The organism is Bradyrhizobium sp. WYCCWR 12699 (assembly GCF_032144035.1).
GTDB lineage: Bacteria > Pseudomonadota > Alphaproteobacteria > Rhizobiales > Xanthobacteraceae > Bradyrhizobium.
This window is the reverse complement of record NZ_JAVTJN010000039.1, coordinates 1,400,293-1,416,817: the sequence shown is the minus strand read 5'-3', so window position 1 is coordinate 1,416,817 and position 16,525 is coordinate 1,400,293. Positions and strand designations below refer to the sequence as shown.

General features: G+C 65.5%; 16 protein-coding genes. 14 read left to right on the top strand and 2 right to left on the bottom strand.

Features of this window, described 5'->3' with window-relative positions; all coding sequences use genetic code 11:
* Positions 1–192: 192 nt before the first annotated feature.
* From RPS27_RS37335 to RPS27_RS37325, 3 genes are all read left to right on the top strand, one after another.
* A complete protein-coding gene (locus tag RPS27_RS37335; protein WP_212065507.1) occupies positions 193–1,152 on the top strand; it encodes an N-carbamoyl-D-amino-acid hydrolase in 960 nt (319 codons plus the stop codon).
* Between the two features lie 391 nt (positions 1,153–1,543).
* Positions 1,544–1,963, top strand: coding sequence for a DUF4118 domain-containing protein (locus tag RPS27_RS37330; RefSeq protein ID WP_212065506.1), 420 nt, complete (start codon positions 1,544–1,546; stop codon positions 1,961–1,963).
* Between the two features lie 162 nt (positions 1,964–2,125).
* A complete protein-coding gene (locus RPS27_RS37325) occupies positions 2,126–2,323 on the top strand; it encodes a hypothetical protein (RefSeq protein ID WP_194406683.1) in 198 nt (65 codons plus the stop codon).
* A gap of 14 nt (positions 2,324–2,337) precedes the next feature.
* Here the strand turns inward: RPS27_RS37325 and RPS27_RS37320 are convergent, their stop codons facing one another.
* Positions 2,338–3,570, bottom strand: coding sequence for a class I SAM-dependent methyltransferase (locus tag RPS27_RS37320; RefSeq protein ID WP_212065505.1), 1,233 nt, complete (start codon positions 3,568–3,570; stop codon positions 2,338–2,340).
* 152 nt (positions 3,571–3,722) lie between these two features.
* Here RPS27_RS37320 and rfbC point away from each other — a divergent pair, with 152 nt between their 5' ends.
* Together rfbC and RPS27_RS37310 are read left to right on the top strand one after the other, a co-directional pair.
* Positions 3,723–4,247: a dTDP-4-dehydrorhamnose 3,5-epimerase gene (rfbC, locus tag RPS27_RS37315; protein ID WP_211419362.1), complete on the top strand. Its 525-nt coding sequence runs from the start codon at positions 3,723–3,725 to the stop codon at positions 4,245–4,247.
* Entirely contained in the window at positions 4,244–5,140 is an 897-nt protein-coding gene (locus tag RPS27_RS37310; RefSeq protein ID WP_212065504.1) for an NAD-dependent epimerase/dehydratase family protein, read from the top strand. Before rfbC ends, RPS27_RS37310 begins: the two co-directional genes overlap by 4 nt.
* A gap of 211 nt (positions 5,141–5,351) precedes the next feature.
* On the opposite strand, the gene RPS27_RS37305 is transcribed toward RPS27_RS37310, so the two are convergent.
* On the bottom strand, positions 5,352–6,329 hold the full coding sequence (locus RPS27_RS37305; protein ID WP_212065503.1) for a LysR family transcriptional regulator: 978 nt from the start codon (positions 6,327–6,329) through the stop codon (positions 5,352–5,354).
* A 119-nt stretch (positions 6,330–6,448) separates the two neighbouring features.
* Here RPS27_RS37305 and RPS27_RS37300 point away from each other — a divergent pair, with 119 nt between their 5' ends.
* The 9 genes from RPS27_RS37300 (at position 6,449) to RPS27_RS37260 (ending at position 16,525) form a co-directional block, all read left to right on the top strand.
* Positions 6,449–7,486: a class 1 fructose-bisphosphatase gene (locus RPS27_RS37300; RefSeq protein ID WP_313755025.1), complete on the top strand. Its 1,038-nt coding sequence runs from the start codon at positions 6,449–6,451 to the stop codon at positions 7,484–7,486.
* Positions 7,487–7,498: 12 nt separating this feature from the next.
* Positions 7,499–8,374, top strand: a complete 876-nt coding sequence (locus RPS27_RS37295; RefSeq protein WP_212065501.1) for a phosphoribulokinase — start codon at positions 7,499–7,501, stop codon at positions 8,372–8,374.
* A 16-nt stretch (positions 8,375–8,390) separates the two neighbouring features.
* Positions 8,391–10,409 carry a transketolase gene (gene tkt, locus RPS27_RS37290; RefSeq protein WP_212065500.1) on the top strand — a complete coding sequence of 673 codons (2,019 nt, stop codon included), beginning with the start codon at positions 8,391–8,393 and terminating at the stop codon, positions 10,407–10,409.
* A 12-nt stretch (positions 10,410–10,421) separates the two neighbouring features.
* A complete protein-coding gene (gene fba / locus RPS27_RS37285) occupies positions 10,422–11,507 on the top strand; it encodes a class II fructose-bisphosphate aldolase (protein ID WP_212065499.1) in 1,086 nt (361 codons plus the stop codon).
* A gap of 31 nt (positions 11,508–11,538) precedes the next feature.
* Complete coding sequence (locus RPS27_RS37280; protein ID WP_194406692.1) at positions 11,539–12,999, top strand: form I ribulose bisphosphate carboxylase large subunit; 1,461 nt, start codon at positions 11,539–11,541, stop codon at positions 12,997–12,999.
* Positions 13,000–13,010: 11 nt separating this feature from the next.
* Positions 13,011–13,418, top strand: a complete 408-nt coding sequence (locus RPS27_RS37275; RefSeq protein WP_212065498.1) for a ribulose bisphosphate carboxylase small subunit — start codon at positions 13,011–13,013, stop codon at positions 13,416–13,418.
* Between the two features lie 98 nt (positions 13,419–13,516).
* Positions 13,517–14,449, top strand: a complete 933-nt coding sequence (cbbX, locus tag RPS27_RS37270; RefSeq protein WP_212065497.1) for a CbbX protein — start codon at positions 13,517–13,519, stop codon at positions 14,447–14,449.
* On the top strand, positions 14,446–15,183 hold the full coding sequence (gene rpe, locus RPS27_RS37265) for a ribulose-phosphate 3-epimerase (protein ID WP_212065496.1): 738 nt from the start codon (positions 14,446–14,448) through the stop codon (positions 15,181–15,183). Before cbbX ends, rpe begins: the two co-directional genes overlap by 4 nt.
* Before the next feature lie 268 nt (positions 15,184–15,451).
* The gene (locus RPS27_RS37260) at positions 15,452–16,525 is read left to right on the top strand and encodes an FIST signal transduction protein (protein ID WP_212065495.1); all 1,074 of its coding nucleotides are present in this window, start codon (positions 15,452–15,454) and stop codon (positions 16,523–16,525) included.

Here is a 16,525-nt window from a genome sequence, read left to right as displayed (position 1 = left end):
TGGGGAACCGTTGCATATCCGCAACGAAGTTCCCGATTCTCAGCGAAGGCTCGCGCGGCTCCGCACGATGATACCCGCAGGCACGGAATTTGATTGTGTGCCGTCATGACGACGGGCGAGGCGGCCTGTGCGTGCGGTGCGCCGCTCGCTAGGCTTGGGCCCGACGCACTCCGGGATATGAGGGACTGACGCGTGACGAGATTTGTGACTGTTGCAGCCGGCCAGCTTGGCCCGATCGCCAGGAGCGAGAGCCGGACCCAAGTCGTGGCACGGCTGATGGCCTTGATGCGCGAGGCGAAGGCCAGTGGCTGCGACCTCATCGTCTATCCCGAGCTCGCGCTGACGACGTTTTTTCCGCGCTGGTATTTTGAGGATCAGGCCGAAATCGACAGCTTCTTCGAGCGCGAGATGCCGGGCCCGGAGGCGCGAGCCCTGTTCGATCTTGCGCGCGCGAGCGGCATCGGCTTTTGCCTCGGCTATGCCGAGCTGGCGGTCGAGGCCGGAATCGTCAGGCGCTACAACACGTCCATTCTCGTGGACAAGAGCGGCGCGATCACCTTGAAGTATCGCAAGGTTCATCTGCCCGGTCATGCCGAGCATGAGCCTTGGCGGAAATTTCAGCATCTGGAGAAGCGCTATTTCGAGCCGGGCAGCGGCTTCGGCGTCGCCAATGCGTTCGGCGGTGTGATGGGCATGGCGATCTGCAATGACCGCCGCTGGAGCGAGACCTATCGGGTGATGGGCCTACAGGGCGTCGAGATGGTGATGATCGGGTACAACACGCCGGTGCACAATCCGCCCGCGCCCGAGCATGACGATCTCTCGCTGTTCCACAACCACCTGGTCATGCAGGCCGGCGCCTATCAGAACGGCACCTTCGTGGTCGGCGTCGCCAAGGCCGGCGTCGAGGAGGGCGTCGACCACATCGGCGGCAGCTGCATCATCGCGCCCTCGGGCGAGATCATCGCGCGCTGCGCCACCAAGGGCGACGAGCTCGCGCTCGCCCGCTGCGATCTCGACCTCTGCAACTCCTACAAGCGCACCACCTTCAATTTCGACGTCCACCGTCAGCCGCAGACCTATGGCATGATCGTGGACCGGAAGGGTGTGACGACGATGGCGGATGGATCGCCCGTGCGGGCAAAGGCATGATCTCCTCGTCGTGGCCCGAATGAGCGCAGCGATACCCGGGGACAGGCTGTGGCCGTCGCCCGTTTCGCCCGCCGTCACTCCCGTGCCCCGGACGCACCGCAGCGCCCCCGGCGATGCGGAGCATCGTCCGGGGTGGTGCGTTGGAGGCCCGGGGACCATCGCACCGCATTGGACCGTGCCGCTGCTGGATCCGGCCTCTGCGCCGCAACGCCAAACGGCGTTGCAGCTTGTCCGGGACACGCACCCCAACCAGCCTGCAGGCCTCCCCGGGCCGTGCTTTGCGGCTCGTTTACCAATCCCATTCGGCTGCAATTTCCATCTCGCGGTTTGCCTGCGCTTGTAGTACTTTCGTCTCAAGCGGGCTCGGTCAACGGGCGGCAGGGGGAGGCTGATGAGGCGTGCGGGGCTGTTTGGCGTACCGCGGGTACGGCCATGGTCGTGGCAGGCGTTTTTGCTTGGATGCGTCGTTGTCGCTGTGTCGGCTGTGTTTCAGGGCATCTGCGTTTCGCTCGGCGCAAAGCTCTATTTTGCGGCGTTCCTGCCTGGCCTGTTCGTGCTCGGCCTCGTCGCGGGCACGCCGGCGGCGGGATTTGCCGCGCTGTTCACCATTCCCCTGGTGTGGTGGGCGTTCATTCCGCCCTTCTTCGAGTTCAACGCGCTGAGCAGCGCAAATACCGATTCCATCAACCTGTTCTGCCTGCTCGCCTTGCTGCTGATCGGCCTTGCCGATCTCTGCCGCGAGACCATGAGGATCATCAGCCGCGGCGGGCTGAAGTCCCCGGGCGAGAGCGCGGCAACGAATCCGCAATAAATCGCCTTCGGAATCGTCTTCGAAATCGTCTTGGCAGCACGTCGCGCGTTGCGTGCGCGCAACAGTCCGGCAACCATCCGCGAGCTTGCCGCGCGCCGCTAACTTTTCGAAAAAGATTTGGCCGCAGTTTCTCCCCCGGGAATGACGAGGGAGTTTTCGGACATGAACGGTCACGCCATCTTGGAGAATGTGCGCCGCTATCGCGGCATCGCATCGCTCTATCGCCAGACCGCTGCGTTCCGCCCGGGCCAGAGCTGGTCGCTGCTGGAGCAGGCGAAGGATTGGGAAGAGCGGGCTCTGTCGGAGCTGGAAGCCTATTTCGCGTTGCGCGCGGACCATTCCGCTCCGCTCGCTGCCTGATCGTTAACCATCGCTCAGGATACGATCGAAAGGTCGGGCGCGGGCACCACGAATTGTCCGCCCCAGGCGCGAGCCTCCGCCAGCTGCGCGATGATCTCGTCCTTCAGATTCCAGGGCAGGATGAAGACGTAATCGGGCCTCGCTGCGATCAAGGCGGCGGGATCGCGGATCGGCAGATGCGTTCCGGGCAGCAGCAGGCCCTGCTTGTGCGGATTGCGGTCCACGGTGAACGAAATCAACTCGGGCGTGACGCCGCAATAATTGAGCAGCGTGTTGCCTTTCGCGGGCGCGCCATAGGCCACCACCGTCTTGCCCGCGCGCTGCGCGCCGGCGAGAAAGCCGCGGATCATCTCGCGCTTCGCCGCGACCTTCGCCTGAAAATCACGATAGGTCGCAGGCTGGTCGAGTCCGGCGTCCCTTTCGCGTTGACGCAACCTTTCGAGCGTGGGCGAAGCGCCCTGAGGCGCGGCTTCGGCGCAGACATGCAGGCGCAGCGAGCCGCCATGGGTCGGCAATTCGTCCACGTCGAAGACGCGCAAGCCATGCGCGCGAAACACCGTCTCCAGCGTCGCGAGCGAGAAGTACGAGAGGTGTTCGTGATAGATCGTGTCGAACTGGATCTGCTCGACCAGATGCAACAGATGCGGCAGCTCCAGCGTCGTACGACCGGTCTCGGGCAGGAGAATGCGCAGCCCCGCGACGAAATCGTTGATGTCGGGGACGTGCGGCAGCACGTTGTTGGCGACGATCAGGTCCGGCTCGTGGCCTTCGGCGCGGAGCGCTGCGGCGGCATCGCGGCCGAAATAGCAGGTCCGGGTCGGAATCCCCTTGGCGATCGCCGTTGCCGCCGGACCGCTGGCCGGCTCGATCCCAAGCGCGCGGATGCCGGCGCGTTGAAAATATTGCAGCAGATATCCGTCATTGCTGGCGATCTCGATCACCTCGGACGCTGCACCGAGCCTCGCGCGGGCGATCATCTCGGCAGCGTAGCTCTCCGCGTGACGCAGCCAGCTCTCGGAATAGGACGAATAGTAGAGATAGCGGTCGAAAATGTTCGCCGCAGGCTCGAATTGCGGAAGCTGGACCAGCCCGCAGGCACCGCACGCGCGGGCATGCAGCGGATAGGTCGGCTCGGCAGCATTGGCCCGCTCCGTCGGCACGAAGGAGTTCGCCAAAGGCGACAGGCCGAGATCGACGAAGGTCTCGTCGAGCTCCCGCGCGCAAAAGCGGCATCGATGCCTGTCCATGAACGGATCGTCCCGTTGTGCCGTCGTGCCGCGGCTGTTAGTGAATTCTCACACGTCACGGAAATTCCGCCAACGTTGCGCATGATGCAACCGAAAAGGCGTTTCGGTGAACGGATGTTCGCAACGGCGGTGTCGCGGTGCGGGGGCCCGAGATGAAGTTCACTGCATTGGCTCTGCCGGGCGTGGTTGAAATCGGGATCGAGCCGGAGCCTGATGCGCGCGGATTCTTCGCCCGGCTGTTCGACACCAAGACGTTCGCGGCGCATGGACTGCCCACGCATTTCGCGCAACACAGCCTGTCCCGCAACGAACGCGCCGGCTCCTTGCGGGGCTTGCATTACCAGGCCAGCCGGCCGGAGGCCAAACTGGTGCGCTGCATTGCCGGCCGCGCCTTCGACGTGATCGTCGATTTGCGCCGGTCGCTGCCGAGCTACGGACAATGGTGTTCGCTCGAGCTCTCTGCCGATCGGCACAATGCCGTGTTCATTCCCGCCGGATGCGCGCACGGCTTCCAGACGCTCGTGGACGGGACCGAGCTGATGTATTGCATCGACGTGCCCTATGATGCGCAAGGCGCAGCCGGCATTCGCTGGGACGATCCGTCGCTGGCGATCGCATGGCCGCTGCCTGATCCGATCCTGTCCGCGCGCGACCGCGCGCTGCCGTATCTCGCATGAGGCGGGTGCTGGTCACGGGCGCATCAGGCTTCATCGGCCGCGCATTGCTGCCTGTGCTGGCGGCTCGCGGCTTCGAGGTCCATGGCATCACGCGCACAACGCAACCGGCGACGTCAGGCGTGACGTGGCACGCGGCCGATCTCCTCACCGAAGCCGGCCGCGAGGAGGCACTGGCCGCAGTGCGGGCAACGCACCTCGTTCATCTCGCCTGGGAGGCCCGGCCGGGCCGCTACCGCGAGGATCCCGTCAACCGGCTCTGGGCGGAGGCCAGCATCGACCTGCTCGCGCGCGCCCGGGCCTGCGGCACCGAGCGCATCCTCGGCATCGGAAGCTGCCTCGAATACGGGCCGCAGGGCGGACCTTGCGAGGAGCGCACCAGCCAATGCCGTCCCACGACATTGTACGGACAAGCCAAGCTCGCCGCGGCCGGAGCCTATATCGCGGCGGGTGCTGCCTGGGGCCGCGTGTTTGTCCCGTTCGGCCCGCACGAGCCCGAAGCGCGCCTCATCCCCTCGCTGATCCGAAGCCTTCACGCGGGACGGCCCTTCGACTGCTCGCATGGCGGGCAGCTGCGCGACTTCGTCTATGTCGATGACCTCGCACAGATGATCGCCGCGGTGCTCGACAGCGATCTCACCGGCGCGGTCAATCTCGCCAGCGGTGACGTGCGCAGCCTGCGCAGCGCAATCGAGCACGTCGCTGAGCTCCTCGATGCGCGCCATCTGGTCAGGTTCGGCGCCGTCACCGCCACGGGGGTCGACGCCGATCCGATCATGGCCGCCGACGTCCGCCGCCTTCGCGAGGTGATCGCAGGCCTACCGTCCATCGGGTTCGAAGAGGGGGCCGCACGCGGCCTTGCGTGGTGGATCGATCGTCTGTCGGGGAGGGCATGAGATGCAGTTACCCCGCTGCACCCGTGGCAATTACGGAGTTGTCTCGCGGCCCGCCTGTGCTAGCAACGGGCCGATCCAAATCACCTTCACGCCGGCCGGGGCAAGCGATGACCACGTTCAACCGCATCTTCACGACGGAGCGCCTGCTCCAGATCATCGTGATCCTGGCGGCCACCGTCGCGATGAAGCTGATGAGCTGAGTGCCGGTGCATTATCGCCCGCCGAACTCGGGCACGTCGGGCAGATAGTTCGACCCTTCCGAGCCCAGAAAATCGAACATCGCCTGCGCCGGCGGCAGCAGCACCTTGTCGCTGCGGCGGATCACGTACCATTGCCGCACGATCGGCAGGCCCGCGACGTCGAGCACGACGAGCCGGCCCTCGGTGAGCTCGTGCGCCACGGTGTGGGCCGAGATGAAGGCAATGCCGAGCCCGGCTATGACGGCCTGCTTGATGGTCTCGTTGCTGCTCATCTCCATGCCGATGATCGGCTCGAGGTCCGACTTCTGAAACATGCCCTCCATCAGCGTCCGCGTGCCCGAGCCGGGCTCGCGGGTGAGGAAGGTCTCGTGCACGAGATCGGTCAGGTTGAGGCCGGAATCCTTCTCCAGCCAGTGTCCCTTGCGCGCGACGATGATGTGCGGATTGCGGCCGAGCTGGCGGACGTCGACGGTGACGTCGGCCGGTGGCCGACCCATCACTGCGAAATCGAGGTCGTAGCCGTGCATGGCCCCGCGGATCTCCTCGCGATTGCCGATGGTGAGCTTGATCTCGATCTTGGGATAGCGCTTGGAGAACGCCGCGATCGCATGCGGCACGAAATATTTCGCGGTCGAGACCGCGCCGAGATGCACCGTGCCGCCGGTCCGTCCCGCCAGCAGATCGAGTGCGCCCTGGCAATCCGTGATGGCGGCCTCGACCCGCTCGGCCAGCGCGAGGACCTCCTTGCCCGCCTCCGTCAGCAGCATGCCGTCGCCGGTCCGCTGCACCAGCGGCAAGCCTGCGAGGTCCTGCAGCTGCCGGAGCTGCTGGGTCACGGCCGGCTGGGTCAGCCCGAGATGGCCGGACGCGGCCGTCACACTGCCCTTGGCTGAGAGCGCGGCAAGCGAGCGCAGCTGCCGGATCGTCAGATGCCGGAGCTGAGCCGCCGCATGGCTGGGACCATTATAAGAAAATTCTTTGACGGCCATTATGAATAGAAATTTTCCTTATTAAGCTGCCCCTGTCAATCTCCTGATGCCGGGACTGACCGCAACGACCTCCAGAGGGGAGGGAACGGATGCGGCGCCGGCAAAGGGGATGGACGCAGATGACCGGGCAACTCAGGCTGGACGATCACCTTCAACGGTATTCCGAGACCGCGCCGCATGCGCTGGCCGTGGCCGCCGCGGTCGATGCCATCGCAACAGCGGCCATCGAGATCGCCGACCTCATCGCGTCAGGCGATCTCGCGGATGCCTCCGGCCTGACGACGGGGCGCAACAGCGACGGCGACGTCCAACGCAACCTCGACATCCAGGCGGATGCGATCCTGCGCCGCTGCCTCAGCAAGCTGCCGATCGCAGCGCTGGCGTCGGAGGAGATGCGCGAGGCCCAGATCGGCGATCGCGAGGCAAAGATCTGCGTCGCGATCGACCCGCTCGACGGCTCCTCCAACATCGACATCAACATGACCGTCGGCACGATCTTCTCGATCCTGCCTGCCCCGGATGACCTCACGCTCGCCTTCCATCAGCGCGGCTCGGCGCAGCTTGCGGCGGGCTTCGTCACCTACGGCCCGCAGACCTCCCTGGTGCTGACGCTTGGCGAGGGCGTCGACATCTTCACGCTCGACCGCAAGGCGGGCTGCTTCCGCCTCGCCCGCAGCGGCGTGCAGATCGCCGAGGCGTGTGAGGAATTCGCGATCAACGCCTCGAACCGCCGGCATTGGGATTCGCCGGTGCGCGCCTTCATCGACGAATGTCTCGCCGGCGTCGAAGGCCCCGCCAACCATGATTTCAACATGCGCTGGATCGGCTCGCTGGTTGCCGAGGCCTATCGCATCCTCACCCGCGGCGGCGTGTTCCTCTATCCCTCCGACGCGCGTCCCGGCTATGGCGATGGCCGCCTGCGCCTTGTCTACGAGGCGCATCCGATGGCCATGATCATCGAGCAGGCCGGCGGCTCCGCCACGACCGGGCGCGAGCGCATCCTCGACCTCTCGGCGCACAGCCTGCACCAACGCGCGCCGCTGATCATGGGCTCGAGCAACGAGGTGCGCCGCGTCGAGGAGCTGCATTGCGATCCGCTGCTGGTTGCCAGCGTCTCTGCGCCGCTGTTCGCGCGGCGTGGCTTCTTCCGGCTGTGAGGAGGGTGACGCATGTCCAGGAAGCATCCGATCATCTCCATCACCGGCTCCTCCGGCGCCGGCACCACCTCGGTGAAGAAGACGTTCGAGCAGATATTCTTCCGCGAGAAGGTCAACGCCGCCTACATCGAGGGTGACGCCTTTCACCGCTATGACCGCGCCGAGATGCGCGCGCAGATGGCCAAGGAAGCCGATCACGGCAACAAGCATTTCAGCCATTTCAGCCCCGGGACCAATCTGTTCGAGGAGCTGGAGCGGGCCTTCCGCGACTATGGCGAGACCGGCACGGCGGTGACGCGGCACTATGTGCACGACGCCGAAGAGTCCGCGCTGCACGGCGCCGCGCCCGGCACCTTCACCGATTGGGAGAAGCTGCCGGAGAACTCGGACCTGTTGTTCTACGAGGGCCTGCACGGCGCGGTGGTCACCGACAAGGTCAACGTCGCGCGCTATGCCGACCTCAAGATCGGCGTCGTGCCGGTCATCAATCTCGAATGGATCCAGAAGCTGCACCGCGACCGCAGCGCGCGCGGCTATTCGACCGAGGCCGTCACCGACACCATCCTGCGGCGGATGCCGGATTACATCCACTACATCTGCCCGCAATTCTCCGAGACCGACATCAACTTCCAGCGCGTGCCGACGGTGGATACCTCCAATCCGTTCATCGCGCGCTGGATCCCGACGCCGGACGAATCGATGGTGGTGATCCGCTTCAAGAATCCGCGCGGCATCGACTTCCCCTATCTGCTGTCGATGCTGCCGCAGAGCTGGATGTCGCGCGCCAATTCCATCGTCTGCCCCGGCGCGAAGCTCGATCTGGCGATGCAGCTGATCCTGACGCCACTGATCATGCAACTGATCGAGCGCAAGCGCAGCCTGAAGTGAACAGGGAGAGACACCGATGAACATCTCCGTCCACGCCGAAGCCGACCTCTCGGCGGTCACGCACAATGATCTCGCCAACGCCGTCCGCTTCCTCGCGGTCGATGCCATCGAGACGTCGCAGTCGGGCCATCCCGGCCTGCCCATGGGCATGGCCGATGTCGCAACCGTGCTGTTCTCGCGCTTCCTGAAATTCGACTCGGCTCATCCCAATTGGCCGGACCGCGACCGTTTTGTCCTCTCGGCCGGCCACGGCTCGATGCTGCTCTATGCGCTCCTGCATTTGACCGGCGGAGACCTCAGCCTCGACGACATCAAGGCCTTCCGGCAGTGGGGTTCGAAGACACCCGGGCATCCGGAATACGGGCACACCCCTGGTGTCGAGACCACGACGGGGCCGCTGGGTCAGGGCATTGCGACGGCGGTCGGCATGGCGCTCGCCGAGCGCATGGCCAATGCCCGGCATGGCGACGGCCTCGTCGATCACTTCACCTATGTGATCGCCGGCGACGGCTGCCTGATGGAGGGCCTCAGCCAGGAAGCGATCTCGCTCGCCGGCCATCTCGGGCTCGGCCGTCTGATCGTGCTGTTCGACGACAACGGAATCTCGATCGACGGACCGACCTCGCTGGCCACTTCCGACGATCAGCTCGCGCGTTTCGTCGCCTCCGGCTGGTCGGTGCGCAGCATCGACGGGCACGATCCCGATGCCATTGCGCAGGCGATCGCGGAGGAGCGGGAGACCGCAAAGCCGTCGCTGATCGCGTGCCGCACCATCATCGGCTACGGCGCGCCCGACAGGCAAGGCACGGAAAAGGCGCATGGCGCGCCGCTGGGTACCGAGCAGGCCGCGGCGGCGCGGCGAACCCTCGGCTGGGATTATCAGCCCTTCGTGGTGCCGCTGCCGATCCTCAAGGCGTGGCGAATGATCGGGCAGCGCGGGCAGGTCGATCGACTCGCCTGGCTCGATCGCTATGAACGAGCGACGCCGGAGCAGCGCGACATGTTCGTCGAAGGCAAGGCCGTTGCTCTGCCTGCCGCCTATGCGCTGGCCGCCGCGAGATTGCGCGAACGCTTCGCATCCGAACGTCCGAAGCTCGCGACGCGGCAGGCCTCGCAACAGGTACTCGATGGCATCGCCGGGACGATTGCCGGCCTGGTCGGCGGCTCCGCGGACCTGACGCATTCGAACCTTACGCATGCCAAGGTGCAGGCGCCCGTCAAGCGCGGCGCGTTCGCCGGCGACTACATCCATTACGGCATTCGCGAGCACGGCATGGCCGCGGCGATGAACGGCCTCGCGCTTCATGGCGGCTTCATTCCTTATGGCGGCACGTTCCTGGCGTTCTCCGATTACAGCCGGCCCGCGATCCGCCTTGCGGCGCTGATGCGGCTGCGCGTCATCCACGTGATGACGCACGACTCGATCGGCCTCGGCGAGGACGGCCCGACGCACCAGCCGGTCGAGCATCTCGCGGCGCTGCGGGTGATCCCCAACCTCTTGGTGTTCCGCCCCGCCGACGCGGTGGAGACCCTGGAGGCCTGGGACTGCGCACTCAGCTCCGAGAACCGTCCGTCCGTCCTGTGCCTGTCGCGGCAGGCGCTGCCGACCTTCCGCAGCGACGCGCGCGGCAGAAACCGCGCCGCGTGCGGCGCCTATCTCGTGGTCTCGCCGGACGGCGGCCGCGACGTGACGCTGATCGCGACCGGCTCGGAAGTGTCTATCACGATGGACGCCGCTCGCCTGCTTGCGACCGAGCACATCCGTGCGGCCGTGGTGTCCGCGCCGTGCTTCGCCCTGTTCGAGGAGCAGCCGGACGATTACCGCGCCGCCGTGCTCGGCACCGCGCCGCGCGTCGGTGTCGAGGCCGCCGTCGCCGGCGACTGGCATCGCTGGATCGGCACGGACGGCGAATTCGTCGGCATGCGCGGTTTCGGCGCCTCGGCGCCGGCGCCGGTGCTGTATCGCGAATTCGGCATCACGCCCCAGAGCATCGCGGAAGCCGCCCGCCGGGCAATCGCCCGCAAGCGCCAATAAGGAGGATCAATCGTGGCTCGTATCACCCTTCGCCAATTGCTCGATCACGCGGCCGGCCATGGCTACGCGGTGCCGGCGTTCAACATCAACAATATGGAGCAGGGCATCGCGATCATGCAGGCGGCGGCCGAGGTCGATGCGCCCGTGATCATCCAGGCCTCGCGCGGCGCGCGCAGCTATGCCGGCGATCTCATGCTCTCGCACATGATCGATGCGCTGGAGCGGACCTATCCGGACATCCCGCTCTGCATGCACCAGGACCATGGCAACGACGAAGCCACCTGCGCGTCCGCGATTGCCCATGGCTTTACCTCGGTGATGATGGACGGTTCGCTCAAGGCCGATGCCAAGACTGCCGCCGATTACGACTATAATGTCGCGATCACCCGCCGCGTCGTCGATCTCGCCCATTGGGTCGGCGCCTCCGTCGAAGGCGAGCTCGGCGTGCTCGGCTCGCTGGAACACGGCGGCGGCGAGCAGGAAGACGGTCATGGTGTCGAGGGCAAGGTCAGCCACGACCAGCTCCTGACCGATCCCGACCAGGCCGTCGACTTCGTCCGCGCCACCAAGGTCGATGCGCTCGCGATCGCGATGGGCACCTCGCACGGCGCCTACAAGTTCAGCCGCAAGCCGGACGGCGACATCCTGGCGATGCGGGTGGTCGAGGAGATCCACCGCCGGCTGCCAAATACGCATCTCGTCATGCACGGCTCCTCCTCGGTGCCGCAGCCGCTGCAGGACATGTTCAACCAGTTCGGCGGTGAGATGCCGCAGACCTGGGGCGTGCCGGTGGAAGAGATCGTCCGCGGCATCAAGAGCGGCGTGCGCAAGGTCAATATCGACACCGACTGCCGGCTGGCGATGACCGCGGTGTTCCGCAAGGTCGCGGCGCAGATGCGCTCCGAGTTCGATCCGCGCAAATTCCTCAAGCCCGCGATGGACTCGATGCGCGAGCTCTGCCGCGATCGTTTCGAGCAGTTCGGCACCGCGGGCCACGCCAGCAAGATCAAGGTCATTCCGTTGAGCGAGATGGCGCGGCGTTACCGCGCCGGCGAGCTCGATCCGCGCATCGGCGCGCGCGAGCCTGTTGCGGCCTAATCATTCAGAGAGAGAAGAGCAGGAGAGAGCCATGAATGCACACGCAGGCACCGTCCGCGGCAAGGAACGCTATCGTTCGGGCGTGATGGAATACAAGCGCATGGGCTATTGGGAGCCCGACTACACGCCGAAGGACACCGACGTCATCGCGCTGTTCCGCGTGACGCCGCAGGAGGGCGTCGATCCGATCGAGGCTTCCGCTGCAGTCGCCGGTGAATCCTCGACCGCGACCTGGACCGTGGTGTGGACCGATCGCCTGACCGCCGCCGAGAAGTATCGCGCAAAATGCTATCGCGTCGATCCCGTCCCGGGCTCGCCTGGCTCGTATTTCGCCTACATCGCCTATGATCTCGACCTGTTCGAGCCGGGCTCGATCGCAAACCTGTCGGCCTCGATCATCGGCAACGTGTTCGGCTTCAAGCCGCTGAAGGCGCTGCGCCTGGAAGACATGCGCTTTCCCGTCGCCTATGTGAAGACGTTCCAGGGACCCGCGACCGGCATCGTGGTCGAGCGCGAACGGCTCGACAAGTTCGGCCGGCCGCTGCTGGGCGCGACGGTGAAGCCGAAGCTCGGGCTTTCGGGCCGCAACTACGGCCGCGTGGTCTATGAGGCGCTGAAGGGCGGACTCGACTTCACCAAGGACGACGAGAACATCAACTCGCAGCCCTTCATGCACTGGCGCGATCGTTTCCTCTATTGCATGGAAGCCGTGAACCGCGCGCAGGCGGCTTCCGGCGAAGTCAAGGGCACCTACCTGAACGTCACCGCAGGTACGATGGAGGACATGTACGAGCGCGCGGAGTTCGCGAAGGAGCTGGGGTCGTGCATCGTCATGATCGACCTCGTGATCGGCTACACCGCGATCCAGTCGATGGCCAAATGGGCGCGGCGCAACGACATGATACTGCACCTGCATCGCGCCGGTCATTCGACCTATACGCGGCAGAAGAGCCATGGCGTGTCGTTCCGCGTCATCGCGAAGTGGATGCGGCTCGCCGGTGTCGACCACATCCATGCCGGCACGGTGGTTGGCAAGCTCGAAGGCGATCCCAACACCACGCGCGGCTACTATGACGTCTGCCGCGAGGACTTCAACCCGACCAAGCTCGAGCATGGCCTGTTCTTCGACCAGTCCTGGGCGAGCCTCAACAAAATGATGCCGGTTGCCTCCGGCGGCATCCATGCAGGCCAGATGCATCAGCTGCTCGATCTCCTGGGCGAAGACGTCGTGCTGCAGTTTGGCGGCGGCACCATCGGCCATCCCATGGGCATTGCGGCCGGCGCGATCGCCAACCGCGTCGCACTGGAAGCGATGATCCTCGCCCGCAACGAGGGCCGCGATTACGTCCACGAGGGTCCGGAAATCCTGGCTCGGGCGGCCGAGACCTGCACGCCGCTGAAGGCGGCGCTCGAAGTCTGGAAGGACGTGACCTTCAACTATCAATCCACCGACACGCCGGACTTCGTGCCGACCGCGCTCGAAACCGTTTAGGGAGATTTGACATGAAGCTGACTCAAGGCTGCTTCTCGTTCCTGCCGGATCTGACCGACGACCAGATCTACAAGCAGGTGCAGTATTGCCTCACCAATGGCTGGGCGGTGAACATCGAGTTCACCGACGATCCGCATCCCCGCAACACCTATTGGGAGATGTGGGGCCTGCCGATGTTCGACCTTCAGGATGCCGCCGGCGTGATGATGGAGCTCGCCGAATGCCGCAGGGTGTATGGTAACAGCTACATCCGCATCAGCGGATTCGATTCTAGCCATGGCTGGGAATCGGTGCGGATCTCCTTCCTCGTCAACCGGCCGCCGCAAGAGGCGGAGTTCGAGCTGGTGCGGCAGGAAGTCGGCGGTCGCGCGATCCGCTACACCACGGTGCGGAAGCCGGCTGTGCACACCTCTCCATAACCATTCTCCTCCGCGCGGAGCACTCCCTGCTCCGTTTCCTTGGCGGACCACTGCTTCGCCGCTCCCCCGCGGCGAAGCTCTTTTCTTCGAGGGTAGCCATGCTGGATGTTCCCCACGCAACCCCGGTCGAGGCCGGCGAGACCCATTTCGATCTCCGCAAGGAAGCTGAAGCGGCCGGGATCACCGACACGCTGCAGCAGCTCGAGCAGGAGCTGGTCGGATTGAGGCCGGTGAAGAGCCGCGTGCGCCAGATTGCCTCACTGCTGCTGATCGAGCGCATCCGGCAGCGTGCGGGCCTGGCTTCCGCGCCGCCGACGCTGCACATGTCGTTCACCGGCAATCCCGGCACCGGCAAGACGACGGTGGCGCTGCGCATGGCCAGGATCCTGCACGGCCTCGGCTTCGTGCGGCGCGGGCAGGTGATCTCGGTGACGCGCGACGATCTCGTCGGCCAATATATCGGCCACACCGCGCCGAAGACCAAGGAGATCCTGAAGAAGGCGATGGGCGGCGTGCTGTTCATCGACGAGGCCTACTACCTCCATCGCCCTGACAATGAGCGCGACTACGGCCAGGAGGCCATCGAGATCCTGCTCCAGGTGATGGAGAACCAGCGCGAGGACCTCGTCGTGATCCTCGCCGGCTATGGCGAGCGCATGACGAGCTTCTTCGCCTCCAATCCCGGCTTCCGCTCGCGCATCGCCCATCACATCGAATTTCCCGACTATGCGGAGGCCGAGCTGCTCGTCATCGCTGAGTTGATGCTGAAGGAGCGCGGTTATCGCTTCTCGGCGGCGGCGCGCGAGGCGTTCGAGACATACATCGCGCTGCGCCGGACCCAGCCTTTCTTCTCCAATGCGCGCTCGATCCGCAACGCCGTCGACCGCATCCGGCTGCGGCAGGCCGATCGCCTGGTGTCTGATCTCGACCGCATGCTCGATGTCGCCGACCTCGAAACCATCGATCCCATGGACGTCCTGGCGAGCCGCGTCTTCAGCGGCGGCGCTGATGCGCGGAGTGCAAAATCATGAGCGGAGAGATCATCATCGCGCCGTCGATCCTGGCTGCGGATTTCGCGCGTCTCGGCGAGGAGGTCGCGGCCATCGACGCGGCCGGCGCCGACTGGATCCATTGCGACGTCATGGACGGGCACTTCGTGCCGAACATCAGCTTCGGCGCCGACATCATCAAGGCGATCCGGCCGACGACGAAGAGGATTTTCGACGTGCATCTCATGATCGCGCCTGTCGATCCCTATCTCGAGGCGTTCGCGAGGTGCGGAGCCGACGTCATTACGGTGCATGCCGAAGCGGGCGCCCATCTCGACCGCTCGCTCCAGGCCATCCGTGCGCTCGGTAAGAAGGCCGGCGTGAGCTTGAATCCCGCGACGCCCGAGAGCGCGATTGAATACGTGCTCGACCGTCTCGATCTCGTGCTGGTGATGACGGTCAATCCCGGCTTCGGCGGCCAGTCCTTCCTCGAATCCCAGCTCGAGAAGATCAGGCGCATCCGAGCCATGATCGGCGACCGTCCGATCCGACTCGAGGTCGACGGCGGTATCACGCGCGACAATGCCGCTGCCGTGGCGGCAGCCGGCGCCGATACGCTGGTGGCGGGTTCCGCTGTCTTCCGCGGCAAGAGCGTTGCCGACTATGCCGCGAACATCCAGGCCATTCGCAGCGCCGCCGAGTCGGGCCGGGTTCCGAAGCGGCAGGATAATGCCGTGCAGCCGATGCGCGTCGGCGAAGGCGCGCGCACCCGGTAGATTACGGGTGGCATCTCCAGGCTATTGCGCGGTGGTATCGAAGTTTTTCCGGAGTCTTACGGAATATTTGGCGCGACTCCGCAATGCCTTCATGCCGGGGTAACCAACGGTGCCGAAGTACGCACGCGATTAACGGCGACGCAATGCGCCGCTTCACAATCTGTGGTTCAAGGACTGCAGAGAGTGTGGGATGCAGATTCAATATCTTCACTGGAATGCTGCCCATGGCTGGTGCGGAGCGGATGCCCTGCGCGAGCCTCCCCAGCTCGTGCTCTATTTCGGCAGCCGTGAGCAGCTGGTGGACGGCCAACGTTACGGCGAGCTGCGCGGGCTCTATCCCGACAGCCATATCGTCGGTTGCAGCACCGGCGGACAAATCCATGGCGACGACATTTGCGACGACGAAGTGGTCGCGGTCGCCTTGCGCTTTGCCCGCACGCAGGTGCGGCTGGTGCAGGAGCTCATTGAGAGCCGCGACGCGTCGCGGGCCTGCGGCGCGCGTCTTGCCCGTCAGGTCATGGCGGCCGATTTGGCGGGCCTGTTTGTCCTGTCGGACGGGTTGGCGGTAAACGGGGGCGAACTGCTTGCCGGAATCACCGAAGTGCTCGGACCGGATTTGCCCGTCACCGGCGGGCTCGCCGGCGATGGAACCCGATTCGAACAGACGATCGTCGGAGCCGACGCGGAGCCGTCGCCCAACCGTGTCGCCGCAATCGCATTCTACGGCGCCTCGTTCCGTTTCGCGCATGGCTGCGCCGGCGGCTGGGATGTGTTCGGGCCTCGCCGCAAGGTGACGAAGGCGGAAGGATCGGTGGTCGTGGAGCTCGACGGCGAGCCGCCGCTGGACCTCTACACTCGCTATCTCGGCGAGGAGGAGGCCGAGGCGATGCCGGGTTCGGGCCTGGCATTCCCGTTGCGCATTCACGACGAGGCGGAGCCGAACCGCCAGATCGTGCGCTCGGTGTTCGCGGTGGATCGCAATGCCCGCACCCTGACATTCGCCGCCGACATTCCGGAAGGATGTACCGCGCAATTGATGCGCGCCAATTTCGACAGTCTCGCCGCCGGTGCCGGCGAGGCCGGCAGGCAGGCACGCAGCGCTCTCGCGGAAGGGGTCGCCGGCGACAAGCTTGCGATCCTGGTCAGTTGTACCGGCCGCCGCAGGGTGATGGGGCAGCGTACGCAGGACGAGCTGGATGCCGTTGCCGCCGAACTCGGCGAGGACGTCGTGCGGATCGGATTCTACTCCTACGGCGAGATCGCCCCGCCGGCCGCGTCCGGCCGCTGCGAGCTGCATAACCAGACCATGACCGTCACTGTCATCGCGGAGGCGGCCGCTTGA